The following is a 15,941-nucleotide window of genomic DNA, read 5'->3' on the forward strand; positions in this document are numbered from 1 at the left end:
GGCAAGAAAGACGGCCCGGAAAGGTACGCTCCCGGCGAAGGGGAAGGCCCGCGCGACCTTGGGAGGCGGCCGGTTGCGCCGCGCGTTGCGCGCGCTCGCGCGGATCGTGGGGCGCGTGCTGCTGGTCGTCATCCTCTGGGTCGTGCTCTGGCGCGTGGCGGATCTGCCGGGCGGGCTCTACATGGCCAAGGAGTGGTGGCGCCTCGGCGGGATCGAGCGCGAATGGCGCGGTCTCGACCGGATCTCGCCCGATCTCGCCCGCGCGGTGGTTGCGGCCGAGGATGCGCGCTTCTGCCAGCACTGGGGCCTCGACCTCGCGGCCATCGAGGACGCGCTGGAGGACCGTGAGCGCGGCCGCATCCGCGGCGCCTCGACCATCACCCAGCAGACCGCGAAGAACGTCTTTCTCTGGCACGGGCCGAGCTGGACGCGGAAGGGGCTCGAGGCCGGCTTCGCCCCTCTGATCGAGGTGGTCTGGGGCAAGCGGCGCATCCTCGAGGTCTATCTGAACGTCGCCGAGTTCGGCGAGGGCGTGTTCGGCGCCCAGGCGGCGGCGCGGCATTACTTTGGCACGGATGCCTCGCAGCTGACACTGCGCCAGGCGGCGGCGCTCGCGGCGGTGCTGCCGAACCCGAAGGCGCGCGATCCGAACCGCCTGTCGGGGAAGCTGAACCGCCGTGCGCGCCAGATCGCCGGCGGCGCTGAGACGATCGCGGCGCGGGGGGATGATGGTTGTTTCATGCGGGGGTGAGGCCTGCCGATACAAGGCGGACATCTATTGAGGGGAGTTAGGCCACCATGAAAGCGTATTTCGTATTGGTTCTCGTATTCGCAATTCCCGCCTTGGAGGTTATGAGACGATATCTTCTGATCAGAAAGTTCCGCGCGCTATTTCCGGATCGGGTGTATCGACTGAACCCACCCTTTTTCGAAATTACCTTCGACCAAGTTCCGTTGAGCAAAGACGGTGAAAAATATCGAGCTTACTATAGAGATATTATTAGAATAACATTGGTTTCCATGATTTTGTGCGGGACGGTTATCTATCTGATTGGCAACTGGAGCGCGTTCTTCTAGATCTGGAGCGGGCATGCGCTGTCGAGTTCGGGTGCCCGCAAGGTGAGTGTTTTCCTCCCGTTCAAGCGTCCCGCCGCGGTGTCGCCCGTGGGACTCATTTGCCCGAATTCGCCGCCGCGGCCTTGAGACCTTTCCCGTTTTGGGGCAGGAAGTGCAGACCCACCGGACAGGACAGATCCCCGCAGATGCACCGCCTCTATCACCTGCCCCTCTCGCCCTTCTGCCGGAAGGTGCGTCTCGTCCTCGCGGAAAAGCGGGTCGAGGCCGAGCTGATCGAGGAACGTCCTTGGGACCGGCGGCTCGACTTCCTGCGCATGAACCCGGCCGGCAAGGTGCCGGTCTTCGTCACCACCGAGGGGCGCGTGCTGGCCGAGTCGGCGGCGATCTGCGACTACCTCGAAGCGATCATGACCGAGCCCGAGCTCATGCCCCGCGACGCGGTCCAGCGCGCCGAGGTGCTGCGCCTGATCGGATGGTTCGACGACAAGTTCTATCGCGAGGTGACCGAGAACCTGCTGTTCGAGCGGGTGACCAAGCGCCTCGCGCGGCTCGGCTATCCCGATGGTGCCTGTCTCAAGGCGGGCAGCCAAAACATCCGGATCCATCTCGACTACATGACCTACCTGCTCGAGGGGCATAACTGGATCGCCGGCCCGCGCATGACGCTGGCCGACATCACGGCTGCGGCGCATCTGAGCTGCCTCGACTATTGCGGCGACGTGCCGTGGGAGGACTACCCGGTGGTGCGCGACTGGTATGCCGTGATGAAGTCGCGCCCCGGCTTCCGCGGCCTCCTTGCCGACCACCTGCCCGGCATGAAGCCGCCGCCGCACTACGCCGATCTCGACTTCTGACCGGCGCCAGCGCGCGCGGGCCGGCGTGACTGCAGGGTGGACGGTTTCACCCAAGGCCGGGACGTGTAATCTCGCGTGATGGATCCCGGCGACACTCTCAAGCATGCGATCGAGACCGAGGCGCGCGCGCTCGGCTTCGCCGCCGTCGGCGTCACACGCCCGGACGCCGTGGCGCAGGCCGGCGCGCGGCTGCGCGCATGGGTGGCCGACGGCCAGCATGGTGAGATGGGCTGGATGGCCGACCGGATCGACTGGCGGGCAGATCCGGGGGCGCTGTGGCCGGCGGCGCGATCGGTCATCATGCTGGCCGACGCCTACACGCCGGCGGCCGATCCGATGGCGGTTCTGGACCGGCCCCGGCGCGCCGCGATCAGCGTCTATGCGCAGGGCGTCGACTACCACGACACCGTGAAGAAGCGACTGAAGCGCCTCGGCCGCTGGTTGATCGAGCGCGCGGGGGGCGAGATCAAGGTCTTCGTCGATACCGCGCCAGTGATGGAGAAGCCGCTGGCCGCCGCCGCCGGGGTCGGCTGGCAGGGCAAGCACACGAATCTCGTGGCGCGCGACGGCGGCTCGTGGTTCTTCCTCGGCGCGATCTTCACCACGCTCGACCTGCCGCCCGACGCGCCCGGGCGCGATCACTGCGGCGCCTGCCGGCGCTGCCTCGACATCTGCCCGACCGATGCCTTCCCGGCGCCCTACCGGCTCGATGCCCGGCGCTGCATCAGCTATCTCACGATCGAACTCAAGGGACCGATCCCGCGCGAGCTGCGGCCGCTGATGGGCAACCGGATCTATGGCTGCGACGACTGCCTGGCGGTCTGCCCTTGGAACAAGTTCGCGCTTGCCGCGAACGCCGTCTATCGCGCGCGGCCCGAGACGGGGTCGCCGCGGCTCGCGGATATCGCCTGTCTCGATGATGCGGGGTTCCGCGAGGTCTTTGCGGGCTCGCCCATCAAGCGGATCGGGCGCGGGCGCTTCCTGCGCAACGTGGCGGTCGCGATCGGCAATTCCGGCGAACCCCGCCTGATCCCTTCGGCGCGACGGCTGGCGCGCGACGCCGATCCGCTGGTCCGCGCCCACGGGGTCTGGGCGCTTGGGCGCCTGCTTCCGCCCGAGGCCATCGAGGCCGAGGCGGCGGCCGCTGAGGAGGCGGACCCGATGGTGCTCGACGAATGGACAGCGGCGGTCAGTCGCCAAGCTCCATCCGCTGCAGGCTGAGCCGCGCCGACGCCGCGATGTCGCCGCCGGGGTCGAGTTCGATCGCACGCATGTAGGCGTCGCGGGCGCGGTCCTTCGCGCTCTGCGCCTGCTCGATGCGCCCAAGTTCGAGATAGGCGATCGGCAGGTCCGGCTCGAGCTCGAGCGCCCAGATCACATCCTGGCGGGCCTCGAGCAGCCGGCCCTCCTCACGCCGCGCCGTGGCACGCAGCATCAGGCGGTCGGCGGTCGGGCCGGCCTGCGCGATGGCGGCGTCGAGGTCGCCCAGCGCGGCTCCGTACTGGCCCTTGGCGGCACGCAGCCTTGCGCGCATGGTGAGCGTCTCGCCCGTGGTCTTGAGCCGCATCGCCTGCTCGGTCACCCGCAGGCCGGCGTCGGGCTCCTGCAGGTCGAGGAAGAAGCCGGCGGCCTGAAGCAGGATCTCGGCGCGGGTCTCCTCGGGCAGGTCGCGCGCGACGAAGGCGATCTCGGTCAGTTCCTCGGCGGCGCGGCGGGTCGCCCCGAGCGCGGCGAACGCCATCGCCCGGCAATGCCGGGCCGCCGGGCCGCCGCCGAAATTCGCCCATGTCGCCGCCTCGGCCTCGGCGCGCGCGGGATCGGCGGCGACGAGCGCGATGCAATTGTCGTAATCCTCGACCGCCCGTGCCCCGCCGGCCATCGCAGCCATCGCCGCGCCGAGACATATCGCTCTCACCGCTCGCATTCGTCCGGACCTCCGCTATGTTCGGGCGCGACACTAGACCATGCCCGGAGCCTTGCCCATGCCCCGCGAGACACTGTTGAGCTTTGGCCACGGCTACAGCGCGCGCGCGCTGGCGCGACGGCTGCTGGCACGCGGCTGGCGTGTCGTCGGCACCACGCGCTCGGAGGAGAAGGCGCAGGAGATCCGCCGCACCGGCGCCGAGGCGGTGGTCTGGCCGGGCGTGGAGCTCGACGGCCTGCTGGACGAGGCCACGCATCTGCTGATCTCGGCGGGGCCGGATGCGGCGGGCGATCCGGTGCTGAACGCCGCGGGCAAGGCGATCCGGGCACGGGCGTCCGATTTCGCCTGGGCGGGCTACCTGTCGACCACAGGCGTCTATGGCGACCGCGCGGGGGGCTGGGTCGAGGAGGGGTCGGACTGCCAGCCCTCGACCCGGCGCGGGCGATGGCGGCTCGAGGCCGAGCAGGCCTGGCAGCGGCTGCAGGCGGAGGCGGCGCTGCCGCTTCACATCTTCCGCCTCGCGGGGATTTACGGGCCCGGTCGCGGGCCGTTCGCGAAGGTCAGGGCCGGCACCGCCCGCCGGATCATCAAGCCGGGGCAGGTGTTCAGCCGCATCCATGTCGAGGATATCGCGAGCGTGCTCGAGGCCTCGATCGCGCGGCCGCGGCCCGGGGCGACCTACAATGTCTGCGACGACGAGGCCGCGCCGCCCGAGGACGTCATCGCGCACGCAGCCCGGCTTCTCGGGCTGCCGCTGCCCGAGGCGGTCGATTTCGACGCGGCCGAGATGACGCCGATGGCGCGCAGCTTTTACGCTGAATCGAAGCGGGTCTCGAACCGGCTGATCCGTGAAGAGCTGGGCGTCGCGCTTGCCTATCCCACCTATCGCGAGGGGCTGGCGGCCCTTCTTGCGCAGGAGCGAGCAGGGTTTCACGCGTGAAAACCTGATTAAGGCGTTGAACTGGAGGGATAATCCAGACGGATATGAAGTCCGTGCGCACCCGGCTGCCGCGCCGTGCGGATCAGCCCTCGAAGATGACGCGCGCCTCGCCCGCCGCCATCTCGCCGCCCGCCCGGTCGAGGCGCAGATGCGCGAGGCCGCGCCCATCGTGCAGGCTGAACAGCGTGCCCGCGGGCTTGCCGCCCGCGGTGATCGGCGTCCCCGGAGCGGCCTCGCCCTCGACCCGGACGGGAACGAGGCGCTTCTTCAGCTCGGTCTTGTGCTTCATGCGGGCGGTGACCTCCTGCCCGACATAGCAGCCCTTGCGGAAATCGACGCCGTTCAGCCGGTCGAAGCCGGCCTCGAGGATGTAGGTGTCATCGGGGATCAGCTCGATCCCCGTCGCCGGCACCTGGTGGGCGACGCGCAGGGCAAGGTAGTCGCCCGCCGTGGCCGGCGCGATGCCCGCGAGATCGGGCTTGGGCGCGTAAAGCCGCCATCCCAGCGCCGGAAGCCGCGGATCGGTGACGGCGCCCGCTGGCGGCGTCCCATCGCCCCAGACCAGCGCGACCGCGAGGCCGGCATCCCCCTCGACGCGCGCGTCGCGGCGCAGGCAGTACATCTTCAGGCGCTGCGCCAGCGCATCCGCCCGGTCGGCGGCGACGTCGATCAGCACCGCCTCGCCGTCGTCGACCACGAAGAAGTCGAACAGGTACTTTCCCTGCGGCGTGAGCAGGGCCGCATAGACCGCGCGGCCGGGCGCGAGGCGGGCCACGTCGTTCGACACCACCCCCTGCAGGACCGCGCGCGCGTCATGCCCCGCCATGCGCAGCACGCGGCGGTCGCGATCCACAAATCCCTTGAGCCCCGGCATTCCCGTCTCCCCTGATGCGATGGTGAAGATATAGGGGTCGCACCGCGCCGGACCCAAGGGTATACCGCTGCCCCATAGCCCGGGAGTGGGATCGAATGACGTTACCTGATGCGATTGCACGCGCCGAGGGGCGCGCGCCGCTTGGCTTGATCGCCTTTCTTGCGCTGATGACCTCGGTGGTCGCAATGACGATCGACGCGGTCCTGCCGGCGCTGGACGCGATGTCGGCCGATCTTGGCTTCGCGCGCGACAACGACCGGCAGATGGTCATAATGCTGGTCTTCGCCGGGCTGGGCGTGGCGCAGCTGGTGTTCGGGCCGCTTGCCGATGCCATCGGCCGCAAGCGCGCGACCCTGATCGGCTGGGGCATCTACGTGCTGGGCACGCTGATGGCGCTGACCGCGCAGAGCCCGCTGATGCTGCTGGCCGGGCGGTTCCTGCAGGGCGTCGGCGCGGGCGGGCCGCGGGTGGTCGCGGTGGCGATCGTGCGCGACCTCTATGACGGGCGGCCGATGGCGCGCATCCTGTCGATGGTGATGACCGTCTTCATGCTGGTGCCGGTGCTGGCGCCGCTGCTGGGCCAGGGGATCGAGGCGCTGGCCGGGTGGCGGGCGATCTTTGGTCTCTATCTCGGGCTCGCGCTGGTCTCGGCCGGCTGGTATCTCGCGGCCGTGCCCGAGACGCTCGATCCCGCCAGCCGCCGCCCCTTCCGTGCGCGGCCGCTGGCGGCGGCCTTCGTCGAGGTGCTGCGCACGCGCCAGACCGTGATCGCGGTGCTGGCGACCATCGCCGTCTTCGGCACCTTCGTGGCCTACCTCGCCACCGCCCAGCAGGTGATGGAGGAGCTCTATGGACTGGGACCGCTGTTCCCGCTGGCGTTCTCGGGGCTCGCTGTGGTCTTCGCCGGGGGCAGCATCCTCAACGGGCGGCTGGTTCTGCGCATGGGCATGCAGCGGTTGGCGCGCATGGCGCTGTGGGCAATGACGGGGCTGGCCACGGTCGGCGCGGCCGTCGCCTGGTCGAGCGCGGGCGTCCCGCCGTTCTGGGCCTTCGCGCTGATGCTGGGCGCGATCTTCGTCTGTGTCGCGGTGCTGTTCGCCAATCTCAACGCGCTGGCGATCCAGCCGCTGGGGCATATCGCGGGCACGGCCTCATCGGTCATCCTCGCCTTCTCGACCGTGGGGGCGGCGGGCATCGGGGCGCTGATCGCGCAGTTCTACCACGGCACGGTGACGCCGATGTTCGCGGGCTTCGCCGTGCTGGGCTTGATCGGAGCCTGCCTGATGAGCTTTGGCACGCGGATGGACGAGGGGACATGAGCGCGCCGCTCTCGGTCGTGATCCCCACGCTCGACGTGGCGGCGCGGATCGGTCCCTGCCTTGCGCGGCTGGTGCCTGCGGTGGCCGACGGGCTGGTGCGCGAGGTGATCCTGGCGGATGGCGGATCGGCGGACGGGATCGCGGCAGTGGCTGACGCGACCGGCGCGCGGCTGGTGACGGCCGAACGCGGGCGCGGCACGCAGCTTGCCGCGGGTTGTGCTGCGGCGCGGGGCGACTGGCTTTTGGTCGTGCATGCCGACACGCTGCTGCCCGAGGGGTGGGAGGGCACCGTGCGCGCGCATCTGTCGGCGCATCCGCGCGCCGCGGGGTATTTCGGGCTGTCCTTCGATGCCGAGGGCGTCTTTCCCGGCTGGGTCGCGGCATGGGCGAACCTGCGCTCGGCGCTCTGCGGGCTGCCCTATGGCGACCATGGCCTGCTGGTGCCCGTGGCGCTCTATCGCGAGGCCGGAGGCTATCCGCCGGTGCCGCTGATGGAGGATGTCGAGCTCGCGCGCCGCATCGGCCGCCGGCGGCTGAGGCGGCTGGAGGGGCGGGTCGTCACCTCGGCGGCGCGCTATCGCGCCGAGGGCTGGCTGCGGCGGGGCGCGCGCAACCTCGTGACGCTGGGGCTGTGGCGCCTGGGCGTGCCGCCCGCGCGGCTGGCGCGCTTCTACCGGGGGCGGCGGTGAAGGCGTCCGTCGGCCCTGGTAGGCGCGGGGCCGAGCGGCGGCCGACGCTGGTCCTGTTCCTGAAGGAGCCCCGCCCGGGGATGGTCAAGACGCGGCTGGGCCGCGAGATCGGCATGATCGACGCCGCCTGGTGGTTCCGCCACCAGACCGGTCGGCTGATCCGCGCGGTGGCACGCGATCGGCGCTGGCGCACGGTGCTGGCGGTCGCGCCCGACCACGCGATCGCCTCGCGCGCCTGGCCCCCGGGCATCGCGCGCTGGCCGCAGGGGCCGGGGGACCTGGGTGCGCGCATGGCGCGGGCGCTCGCGCATTTCGGGCCGGGGCCGGTGGCGATCGTCGGCGGCGACGTGCCGGGTGTCGGGCCGCGCGAGATCGGCCGCGCCTTTGCGCTGGCGCGCGGCGGGCGGGCGGTGCTGGGTCCCGCGGCCGATGGCGGCTACTGGCTGGTTGCGGTTCCGCATGGCGGGCGGTTGCCCGCGGGGCTGTTCGCGGGCGTGCGCTGGTCCGGGCCGCACGCGCTGAGCGACACCGAGGCGACGCTGGGCCCGCTGGCGCCCGCGCGCCGCGCGGCGATGCTGCATGACGTGGACACGGCCGCCGATCTTCGCGCGCAGCGCGGGCGGGGAGCCTGAGCCGCGCGCAATTCGACGACGCTAGTCGACGGTGCTGCCGAGATGCATCCGCCCCGCCCCTGTCGCGGCGAAGGCACCGATCAGGTCCGAGATGCAATCGACCGGGGCCGAGCCCAGGTCGAGCATGATGCGCCATTGCGCGCCGGATTTCTCGGGCCCGTCGAGCGTGTGCACCGTGCCGGCGAGGTCGGGGGCGACATCGGCATAGCGGGTCTGGAACCACTCGAGGAACCAGTGGCGCACGGGCGCCCAGTTGGGCCGGGGCTGTCCCGCGGCGATGATGATCGCGAGCGCGTCCCAGCGGAACGGCGCGAAGGTCGTGACGAAGCCGCCGGCATCGACCAGGGTGATCGGCGCGAAATCGAGGGGTGGTGGGCTCTCGATCCGCTCGATGAGCCGGCGGTTCGCGGTAACGACCCGTAGGTCGCCCCGCCGCGGCAAGGCGAGCGGGCCGCTGCGCAGCAGCCTGCCGCTGGGGTCGTGCAGGACGGGCTCGGCCTCGACCTCGGCGCCGCCTTCGAGCCGGCGCGCCATCGCCTCGAGCAGACCGCCGACGGCGGCGTCGCGGATCGGTCCCAGAAGATCGGTCAGGCGCGCGTCGAGGCGGGTCATCGCACGGCCCCCCGCGCGCCGCGGGGACGCGTCGTCATCCGATCACGCCCAGCGCCGCCAGCGCGCTCTGCATCTCCTGCGGCAGGCCAGCGCCTTCCTGCGCGTCCTTCGGCAGGTCCGGCGGCGCGTCGCCGGCGCGCAGGTAGCGCCAGCCCTGGAAGGCCGAGCGCGGCCGGGCCTCGACCCGGACGAGTTCGGGGTCGAGGATCAGGGCGCAGCGCCGGATCCCGTCCTCGCCCGTCACCGGGTCGAGGCTGAGGATGCGCTGGCGCACCAGGACGAGACCACGGATGACCCAATAGAGCGATCCTCCTGCCAGCAGGTCGTCTTGCCTGCGGGGCCACATGCGCGTCACGTGCCGTGGGCGCGGATCGAGCCCTGCGGCCCTGCGCTCGGCGCTGCGGGCGGCCTGCCACTCGGCCAGATCCTCGATGCTGTCCGCCCCGACGCAGAGCTTGACGAGGTGGAGAGCATCTTTCCCGGTCTCGGATGGCATCCGACCTCCTCTGGCTATCGTAGCGCGCCACGGGCGCGGAATAAGCCCCGATCTTGCAACGAAATCCGCGTCAGCTCAGACCGAGGACGTCCGTCATGCCGTATTCGCCCGGCTTCTGACCCACGCCCCAGATCGCCGCGCGCACGGCCCCGCGCGCGAACAGCATCCGGTCCGAGGCGATGTGGCGCAGGGCGATGCGCTCGCCCGGCCCGGCGAACAGGATCTCGTGCTCGCCCACGACATCGCCGCCGCGCAGCGCGGCGAAGCCGATCCCGCCTGCGGGGCGCGCGCCGGTGATGCCCTCGCGCGCCGGCAGGCGCGCCTCGGCCAGCGTGGTTCCGCGCCCCTCGGCGGCGGCCTCGCCCAGCATCAGCGCGGTGCCCGATGGGGCGTCCACCTTGTGCCGGTGATGCGTCTCGACGATCTCGATGTCGAATTCCTCGCCGAGCGCGGCGGCCACGCGGCGCGCCAGCACGGTGAGCAGGTTGACGCCGAGCGAGAAGTTCCCGGCGCGGATCACGGTCGCGTGGCGCGCCGCCGCCTCGAGCTTGTCGAGGTCGTGACCCTCGAGCCCGGTGGTGCCGATGACATGCACGAGGCGCGCCTGCGCCGCCAGCGCGGCATGCGCCACGGTCGCGGCGGGCGAGGTGAAGTCGAGAACGGCGCGCGAGCGCGCGAAGACCGGCAGCGGGTCGTCCTCGACCTTGACGCCGATCGCGGGCCCGCCCATCGCCTCGCCCAGGTCGCGGCCGATCCAGGGATGCCCGGCGCGTTCGGTCGCGCCGACCAGGCGGCAGGCGGGATTCTCGCGCACGGCCTGCACGAGCATCTGGCCCATGCGCCCGGCGGTTCCGGTCACGGTGATGTCGACGGGGGTGGTCTCGGTCATCTGGGCCTCGGGGTTGGCGCGTTCCCTCCCATCTAGCAAGCGTCCCCGGGCGAGGAAAGGGCGGCGAGGTTGATCGCCGTCAATGCCGGTGCCCTCGGGTGGTGGTCTGATCGGGTCATCGAACAACGAATGGGAGACCCCCGATCATGATCGAGAAATCCCCTGCTCATGGCTGGTGGCCCGAGATCACCGAGCCGCTGCGGCACCTCGGCTCGCGCATCGCAGACTGGTTCGCGCCGCGTTCCGAGGCCAGTGCCGACAACGCCGCCTATCGCGTCACCGTCGAGCTGCCCGGCGTCGCGGAAAGCGACATGGAGGTCGGCGTGCGCGACGGCGTGCTCACGGTCAAGGGCGAGAAGCGCGCCGAGCGGCGCGAGGAAGGCGAGGGCTACTTCTTCTCGGAGCGCGAGTACGGCCGCTTCCAGCGCAGCTTCCGCCTGCCGGCCGATGCCGACCCCGCCAAGATCGAGGCCGAGGCGTCGAAAGGCGTGCTGACGATCACGATCGGCCGCAAGGGCAAGGGCGAGGGCGAGGACGCCGGCAAGTCGATCCCGATCCGCGCCCTGTGATGCAGAAGGGCGGCACTCGTTCAGCGTGCCGCCCTCATCCGGTCCCCGGTACGTCGGACGTCCCGCGCGGAACGCGGCCGCGTAACCGGTCTCAGCCGGTGCCGGTCATTCCGTCCCAGAAGCTCTTGACCTTCGAGAAGAAGTCCTTCGAGGAGGGGCTGTTGTCGACGCCCGCCTGCTCGAACTCGCGCAACAGCTCCTGCTGGCGCCTGGAGAGGTTGACCGGCGTCTCGACCTGGACCTCGATCATCAGGTCGCCGACCTGGCCCGCGCGCTGCAGCGCCGGCATGCCCTTGCCGCGCAGGCGAAGCTGCTTGCCGGTCTGCACGCCCGACGGAACCTTGACCCGCGAGCGGCCGCCGTCGATCAGCGGGACCTCGATGTCGCCGCCCAGCGCGGCGGTCGTCATCGGCACCGGCACGCGGCAGTAGAGGTTGAGCCCGTCGCGCTCGAAGATCGGGTGCGGTTCGACCTCGATGAAGATGTAGAGATCGCCCGGCGGCCCGCCCTTGACGCCGGCCTCGCCCTCGCCGGCGAGGCGGATGCGGGTGCCGGTCTCGATCCCCTGGGGGATGTTGACGTTGAGCGCGCGGTCCTTGCGCACGGCGCCCTGGCCGCCGCAGGCCTTGCAGGGGTTCTTCACGATCTGGCCCTGGCCGTGGCAGGTCGGGCAGGTCCGCTCGATGGTGAAGAAGCCCTGGCTCGCGCGCACCTTGCCGTGGCCGGCGCAGGTCGGGCAGGTCTGCGGCTGGCTGCCGCCCTCGGCGCCGGTGCCGCCGCATTCATCGCACTTGGTCGAGCCGGGGACCGAGATCGTCGCCTGCTTGCCGCGGAAGGCGTCCTCGAGCGTGACGCGCAGGTTGTAGCGCAGATCGGACCCGCGCCGCACGCCGCCCGGGCCGCGGCCGCCGCGCCGTCCGCCCATGAAATCGCCGAACAGGTCCTCGAACACGTCCGAGAAGGCCGAGCCGAAATCCGCGCCGCGCGCGCCCGCCGCGCCGGCGCCCATGCCCGCCTCGAAGGCCCCGTGGCCGAACTGGTCGTAAGCCGCCTTCTTGTCGGGGTCCTTGAGGCAGTCATAGGCCTCGTTCACTTCCTTGAACTGGGCCTCGGCATTCGGGTTGTCCTTGTTGCGGTCGGGGTGAAGCTCCTTCGCCTTGGCGCGGTAGGCCTTCTTCAGCTCGTCGGCCGAGGCACCGCGGGCGACCCCGAGCACATCGTAGTAGTCACGCTTGGCCATCGAGTTTCCCTTGGGGTTTGCCCGCGCCCGCGCCGGGCGCCGCGTCGCGCATGGTGGCGCGGGTAAGGATCGCGTTCAGCTTCGTTCGGTTGGCACCCACATAGCCATTCCCCCGCGGGAGCGCCAGTGCCGCGGTTTCCGCGCCGCGGGACGATGCGACAGGGACACGGCGCGGCGCGGCCTGCGTGCCGGGGCGAGGAAGGGCTGCGATGCCGAGGGAGCCGGTCCGCCCGCCGCGGGCGACCTGGCGCATGGTCCGGGCGGTGCGCCGCCGCGGACCTGCGCGGGTGCCGAACGCCGCGCCGGAGTGGTCGAGCCACGCCGGCGCGGGAAGGGCATGGGTGCCGTATGACGGGTCGGCCGGGCCGGTCATGCCGGATCGATGCGCGATCAGGACGGCTTCTTGCCGTCGTCGTCGACCTCTTCGAACTCGGCGTCCACCACGTCGTCCTTGTCGGCGGCCGGTGCGGCGTCATCGCCGCCGGCCGCGGAGGCGGCCTCGGCCTCGGACTTGTAGATCGCCTCGCCCAGCTTCATCGACGCCTCGGCAAGGGCCTGGGTCTTGGCCTTGATCTCCTCGGCGTCCTCGCTCTCGAGCACGCCGCGAAGCGCGGTGATCGCATCGGTGATGCCGGTGCGCGTCGCTTCGTCGACCTTCTCGCCATGCTCGGCGAGCGACTTCTCGGTCGCATGGATCAGGCTTTCGCCCTGGTTCCGGGCCTCGACGAGAGCGCGGCGCTTCTTGTCGGCCTCGGCGTTCTCCTCGGCTTCCTTGACCATGCGGTCGATGTCGGCATCCGACAGGCCGCCCGAGGCCTGGATGGTAATCCGCTGCTCCTTGTTCGTGCCCTTGTCGCGGGCCGAGACGTTGACGATGCCGTTGGCGTCGATGTCGAAGGTGACCTCGATCTGCGGCACGCCGCGGGGCGCGGGCGGGATGTCCTCGAGATTGAACTGGCCGAGCATCTTGTTGTCGGCCGCCATCTCGCGCTCGCCCTGGAAGACCCGGATGGTCACGGCCGACTGGTTGTCGTCGGCGGTCGAGAACACCTGGCTCTTCTTGGTCGGGATCGTGGTGTTGCGGTCGATCAGGCGGGTGAACACGCCGCCCAGCGTCTCGATGCCGAGGCTGAGGGGGGTCACGTCGAGCAGCACCACGTCCTTGACGTCGCCCTGCAGCACGCCCGCCTGGATCGCGGCGCCCATGGCCACGACCTCGTCGGGGTTCACGCCCTTGTGCGGCTCCTTGCCGAAGAACTTCTTCACCGTCTCGATGACCTTCGGCATGCGGGTCATGCCGCCCACCAGCACGATCTCGTCGATGTCGCCCGCGGTGACGCCGGCGTCCTTGAGCGCCTTCTTGCACGGGTCGAGCGTCCGCTGGACGAGGTCGTCGACCAGGCTCTCGAGCTTCGAGCGCGACATCTTCAGCGTGAGGTGCTTCGGACCCGAGGCATCGGCGGTGATGTAGGGCAGGTTGATCTCGGTCTGCGAGGCCGAGGAGAGCTCGATCTTGGCCTTCTCGGCCGCCTCCTTCAGGCGCTGCAGCGCGAGCTTGTCCTTGCGCAGGTCGAGGCCGTTGTCCTTCTTGAACTCGTCCGCGAGGTAGTCGACCAGGCGAAGGTCGAAGTCCTCGCCGCCGAGGAAGGTGTCGCCGTTGGTCGACTTCACCTCGAACAGGCCTTCCTCGATCTCGAGCACCGAGATGTCGAAGGTGCCGCCGCCGAGGTCATAGACCGCGATGGTCTTGCCGCCCTCGCGGTCGAGCCCGTAGGCCAGCGCCGCGGCGGTCGGCTCGTTGATGATGCGCAGCACCTCGAGGCCCGCGATCTTGCCGGCGTCCTTGGTCGCCTGGCGCTGGGCGTCGTTGAAATAGGCGGGGACGGTGATGACCGCCTGGGTCACCTTCTCGCCGAGATAGCCCTCGGCCGTCTCCTTCATCTTCTGCAGCACATAGGCCGAGACCTGGCTGGGCGAGTACTTCTCGCCGCGCGCCTCGACCCAGGCGTCACCGTTCTTGCCCTCGACGATCTTGAAGGGGACCATGCCCTTGTCCTTCTCGACCGTGGGGTCGGAGTAGCGCCGTCCGATCAGGCGCTTGACGGCGAAGAGCGTGTTCTCGGGGTTGGTCACGGCCTGGCGCTTGGCGGGCTGGCCGACGAGGCGCTCGCCATCCTCGGTGAACGCGACCATCGAGGGGGTCGTGCGCGCGCCCTCGGCGTTCTCGATCACCTTCGGCGTCTTGCCATCCATGATGGCGACGCAGGAGTTGGTGGTGCCAAGGTCGATTCCGATTACTTTGGACATGGATCTGTCACTCCCTTCCGGCGATGTCTGTCCGGGTCCGCTCGCGGCCCCCGGAGCTCATCCCAGTCTGCTTGCTGTCTCACATGAATCTGGCGGCTATATAAGGCTGTGGCATGGAGGCCGCAAGGCGGGCTCAAGGCAGGTTTTAGGCCCAAAACGGGCCGATTCAGTGCGGCATTGATGCATCGGGGCGTGGCGCGCGACCGCGCGGGGCGCCCGCGCTATACTGCGGCCGGGTTCGGGCGCCGCGAGGGGAAGGCCATCATGCCGCGCAATCCGAGGACCGTCGATCACGGCCGCCACCTGCTTATCGCACTCCGCTCGCAGCCGCGCGAGCAGGCGCCGGCCGTCATATTCGTCCGGCGGGCAGGGCTGAGCCGTGCGCGGCCGGGCGGTGTGGGATGAGTCTCTGGGCGGGCAGCCACCGTCCGGGCTTCCTCGACCGCGCGGCGCAGGAGGCGATGGTCGCGGAGCTGCGCGCCGTGATCCGGGTCGCGCCCCTGGTGCGCCCGGTCACCGGCTGGGGGCGGCCTATGAGCGTGCGCATGACCTCGGCCGGGCGGCTGGGCTGGGTGATCGAGCGCGGGCGCTATCGCTACAGCGCGGTGCACCCGGAGACCGGCAAGCCCTGGCCGCCGATCCCGGACAGCGTGCTCGCGGTCTGGCGGCAGGTCTCGGGCTGGCCCGAGCCGCCCGACTGCTGCCTGATCAACTGGTATGGCGAGGGCGCGCGCATGGGACTGCACCGCGACGCCGACGAGGGCGAGGCCGGCTTCGCGGCGCCGGTCGTCTCGGTCAGCCTCGGCGATCCCGCGCGCTTCCGCATGGGCGGCCCGGCGCGCGGCGGGCCGACCGAGAGCGTGATCCTGCACTCGGGCGACGTGGTGGTGATGGGCGGGCCCGCCCGGCTTGCCTATCACGGCATCGACCGAGTGATGTTCGGCGAGGGCGACCTGCTGCCGGGCGGGGGGCGGCTGAACCTGACCCTGCGCGTCGTCCGCCCAGATTGAACGCACGCCGCGGTGGCCCGTCCCGAGATTGTTTCGCGCCATCGCAGGCCGCGCTACCATCGACGCCAAACAATGACATGGGGAGAGGATCCGATGGGCGCTCTCGCAGTCTTTCTCGCCGCCGCGGCCGGGTTTGCCACCGGGGCGATCTGGTACGGGATCCTTGGGCGCCGCTGGGCCGCGGCGCTGGGCAAGACCGAGGCGCAGTACAAGTCCGAGCGCAGCACGATGCCGTTCGTGATCGCGGCGCTGGGCACCCTCGCTACCGCGGGCATGCTGCGCCATGTCTTCGTCGCCTCGGGCATCTCGTCCGGCGGGGCCGGATTCGTCGCGGGGTTTGGCGTCGGTGCCTTCGTGGTCCTGCCCTGGATCCTGATGAACTACGCGTTCTCGGGCAGGCCGCGCGATCTGTGGTGGATCGATGGCGGCCACGCCGTCCTTGCCTGCGCGCTGATCGGACTCGTGCTCGGCCTGATGGGATAACGCGCCGCAGCGACATGCCCCGGCCT

At 70.7% G+C, this 15,941-nt stretch carries 18 protein-coding genes; 10 read left to right on the forward strand and 8 right to left on the reverse strand.

Annotation, left to right across the window (positions count from 1 at the left end; genetic code table 11):
* Window positions 1-73 precede the first annotated feature (73 nt).
* The 3 genes from mtgA (at window position 74) to queG (ending at window position 3,152) form a co-directional block, all read left to right on the forward strand.
* On the forward strand, window positions 74-751 hold the full coding sequence (mtgA, locus tag H0I76_RS15325; protein WP_234455354.1) for a monofunctional biosynthetic peptidoglycan transglycosylase: 678 nt from the start codon (window positions 74-76) through the stop codon (window positions 749-751).
* 511 nt (window positions 752-1,262) lie between these two features.
* On the forward strand, window positions 1,263-1,931 hold the full coding sequence (gene fzlA / locus H0I76_RS15330; RefSeq protein ID WP_200611544.1) for an FtsZ-binding protein FzlA: 669 nt from the start codon (window positions 1,263-1,265) through the stop codon (window positions 1,929-1,931).
* Window positions 1,932-2,009: 78 nt separating this feature from the next.
* Window positions 2,010-3,152, forward strand: coding sequence for a tRNA epoxyqueuosine(34) reductase QueG (gene queG, locus H0I76_RS15335; RefSeq protein WP_200611546.1), 1,143 nt, complete (start codon window positions 2,010-2,012; stop codon window positions 3,150-3,152).
* Here the strand turns inward: queG and H0I76_RS15340 are convergent.
* Window positions 3,121-3,855 (reverse strand): tetratricopeptide repeat protein, encoded by a 735-nt coding sequence (locus tag H0I76_RS15340; RefSeq protein ID WP_200611547.1) that lies wholly within the window; start codon window positions 3,853-3,855, stop codon window positions 3,121-3,123. The genes queG and H0I76_RS15340 overlap by 32 nt on opposite strands.
* A 58-nt stretch (window positions 3,856-3,913) precedes the next feature.
* Between H0I76_RS15340 and H0I76_RS15345 the strand changes: the two genes are divergently transcribed.
* Entirely contained in the window at window positions 3,914-4,795 is an 882-nt protein-coding gene (locus H0I76_RS15345; RefSeq protein ID WP_200611549.1) for an SDR family oxidoreductase, read from the forward strand.
* An 82-nt stretch (window positions 4,796-4,877) separates the two neighbouring features.
* On the opposite strand, the gene ygfZ is transcribed toward H0I76_RS15345, so the two are convergent.
* Window positions 4,878-5,669: a CAF17-like 4Fe-4S cluster assembly/insertion protein YgfZ gene (gene ygfZ, locus H0I76_RS15350; RefSeq protein WP_200611550.1), complete on the reverse strand. Its 792-nt coding sequence runs from the start codon at window positions 5,667-5,669 to the stop codon at window positions 4,878-4,880.
* A 95-nt stretch (window positions 5,670-5,764) separates the two neighbouring features.
* On the opposite strand from ygfZ, the gene H0I76_RS15355 reads away from it, so the two are divergent.
* Genes H0I76_RS15355 through H0I76_RS15365 form a run of 3 tightly spaced genes read left to right on the forward strand, consistent with a single transcriptional unit; the run spans window position 5,765 to window position 8,309 of the window.
* Window positions 5,765-6,988 carry a multidrug effflux MFS transporter gene (locus tag H0I76_RS15355; protein ID WP_200611552.1) on the forward strand — a complete coding sequence of 408 codons (1,224 nt, stop codon included), beginning with the start codon at window positions 5,765-5,767 and terminating at the stop codon, window positions 6,986-6,988.
* Window positions 6,985-7,677 (forward strand): TIGR04283 family arsenosugar biosynthesis glycosyltransferase, encoded by a 693-nt coding sequence (locus H0I76_RS15360; protein WP_200611554.1) that lies wholly within the window; start codon window positions 6,985-6,987, stop codon window positions 7,675-7,677. Before H0I76_RS15355 ends, H0I76_RS15360 begins: the two co-directional genes overlap by 4 nt.
* Window positions 7,674-8,309 carry a TIGR04282 family arsenosugar biosynthesis glycosyltransferase gene (locus H0I76_RS15365; protein WP_325166466.1) on the forward strand — a complete coding sequence of 212 codons (636 nt, stop codon included), beginning with the start codon at window positions 7,674-7,676 and terminating at the stop codon, window positions 8,307-8,309. Before H0I76_RS15360 ends, H0I76_RS15365 begins: the two co-directional genes overlap by 4 nt.
* A 21-nt stretch (window positions 8,310-8,330) precedes the next feature.
* Here the strand turns inward: H0I76_RS15365 and H0I76_RS15370 are convergent, their stop codons facing one another.
* The 3 genes from H0I76_RS15370 to dapB form a co-directional block, all read right to left on the reverse strand.
* Window positions 8,331-8,921, reverse strand: coding sequence for a hypothetical protein (locus tag H0I76_RS15370; RefSeq protein ID WP_200611556.1), 591 nt, complete (start codon window positions 8,919-8,921; stop codon window positions 8,331-8,333).
* Between the two features lie 34 nt (window positions 8,922-8,955).
* Window positions 8,956-9,417: a DUF1489 family protein gene (locus H0I76_RS15375; protein WP_200611559.1), complete on the reverse strand. Its 462-nt coding sequence runs from the start codon at window positions 9,415-9,417 to the stop codon at window positions 8,956-8,958.
* Window positions 9,418-9,487: 70 nt separating this feature from the next.
* A complete protein-coding gene (gene dapB, locus H0I76_RS15380) occupies window positions 9,488-10,306 on the reverse strand; it encodes a 4-hydroxy-tetrahydrodipicolinate reductase (protein WP_200611560.1) in 819 nt (272 codons plus the stop codon).
* Between the two features lie 146 nt (window positions 10,307-10,452).
* Between dapB and H0I76_RS15385 the strand changes: the two genes are divergently transcribed.
* Window positions 10,453-10,875: an Hsp20/alpha crystallin family protein gene (locus H0I76_RS15385; RefSeq protein WP_200611563.1), complete on the forward strand. Its 423-nt coding sequence runs from the start codon at window positions 10,453-10,455 to the stop codon at window positions 10,873-10,875.
* Window positions 10,876-10,966: 91 nt separating this feature from the next.
* Here H0I76_RS15385 and dnaJ read toward each other — a convergent pair whose 3' ends face one another.
* The 3 genes from dnaJ to dnaK are packed head-to-tail and all read right to left on the reverse strand — an operon-like array spanning window position 10,967 to window position 14,422.
* Complete coding sequence (gene dnaJ, locus H0I76_RS15390; protein WP_200611566.1) at window positions 10,967-12,115, reverse strand: molecular chaperone DnaJ; 1,149 nt, start codon at window positions 12,113-12,115, stop codon at window positions 10,967-10,969.
* Window positions 12,102-12,488 (reverse strand): hypothetical protein, encoded by a 387-nt coding sequence (locus H0I76_RS15395; protein WP_200611569.1) that lies wholly within the window; start codon window positions 12,486-12,488, stop codon window positions 12,102-12,104. The genes dnaJ and H0I76_RS15395 overlap by 14 nt, the downstream gene beginning before the upstream one ends.
* Window positions 12,489-12,505: 17 nt before the next feature.
* Window positions 12,506-14,422, reverse strand: coding sequence for a molecular chaperone DnaK (gene dnaK, locus H0I76_RS15400; protein ID WP_200611577.1), 1,917 nt, complete (start codon window positions 14,420-14,422; stop codon window positions 12,506-12,508).
* Between the two features lie 401 nt (window positions 14,423-14,823).
* On the opposite strand from dnaK, the gene H0I76_RS15405 reads away from it, so the two are divergent.
* On the forward strand, window positions 14,824-15,432 hold the full coding sequence (locus H0I76_RS15405) for an alpha-ketoglutarate-dependent dioxygenase AlkB family protein (RefSeq protein WP_200611581.1): 609 nt from the start codon (window positions 14,824-14,826) through the stop codon (window positions 15,430-15,432).
* Between the two features lie 93 nt (window positions 15,433-15,525).
* Entirely contained in the window at window positions 15,526-15,915 is a 390-nt protein-coding gene (locus H0I76_RS15410; RefSeq protein WP_200611584.1) for a DUF1761 domain-containing protein, read from the forward strand.
* Window positions 15,916-15,941: the final 26 nt, after the last annotated feature.

It is taken from the genome of Thermohalobaculum xanthum (assembly GCF_016623495.1).
GTDB lineage: Bacteria > Pseudomonadota > Alphaproteobacteria > Rhodobacterales > Rhodobacteraceae > Thermohalobaculum > Thermohalobaculum xanthum.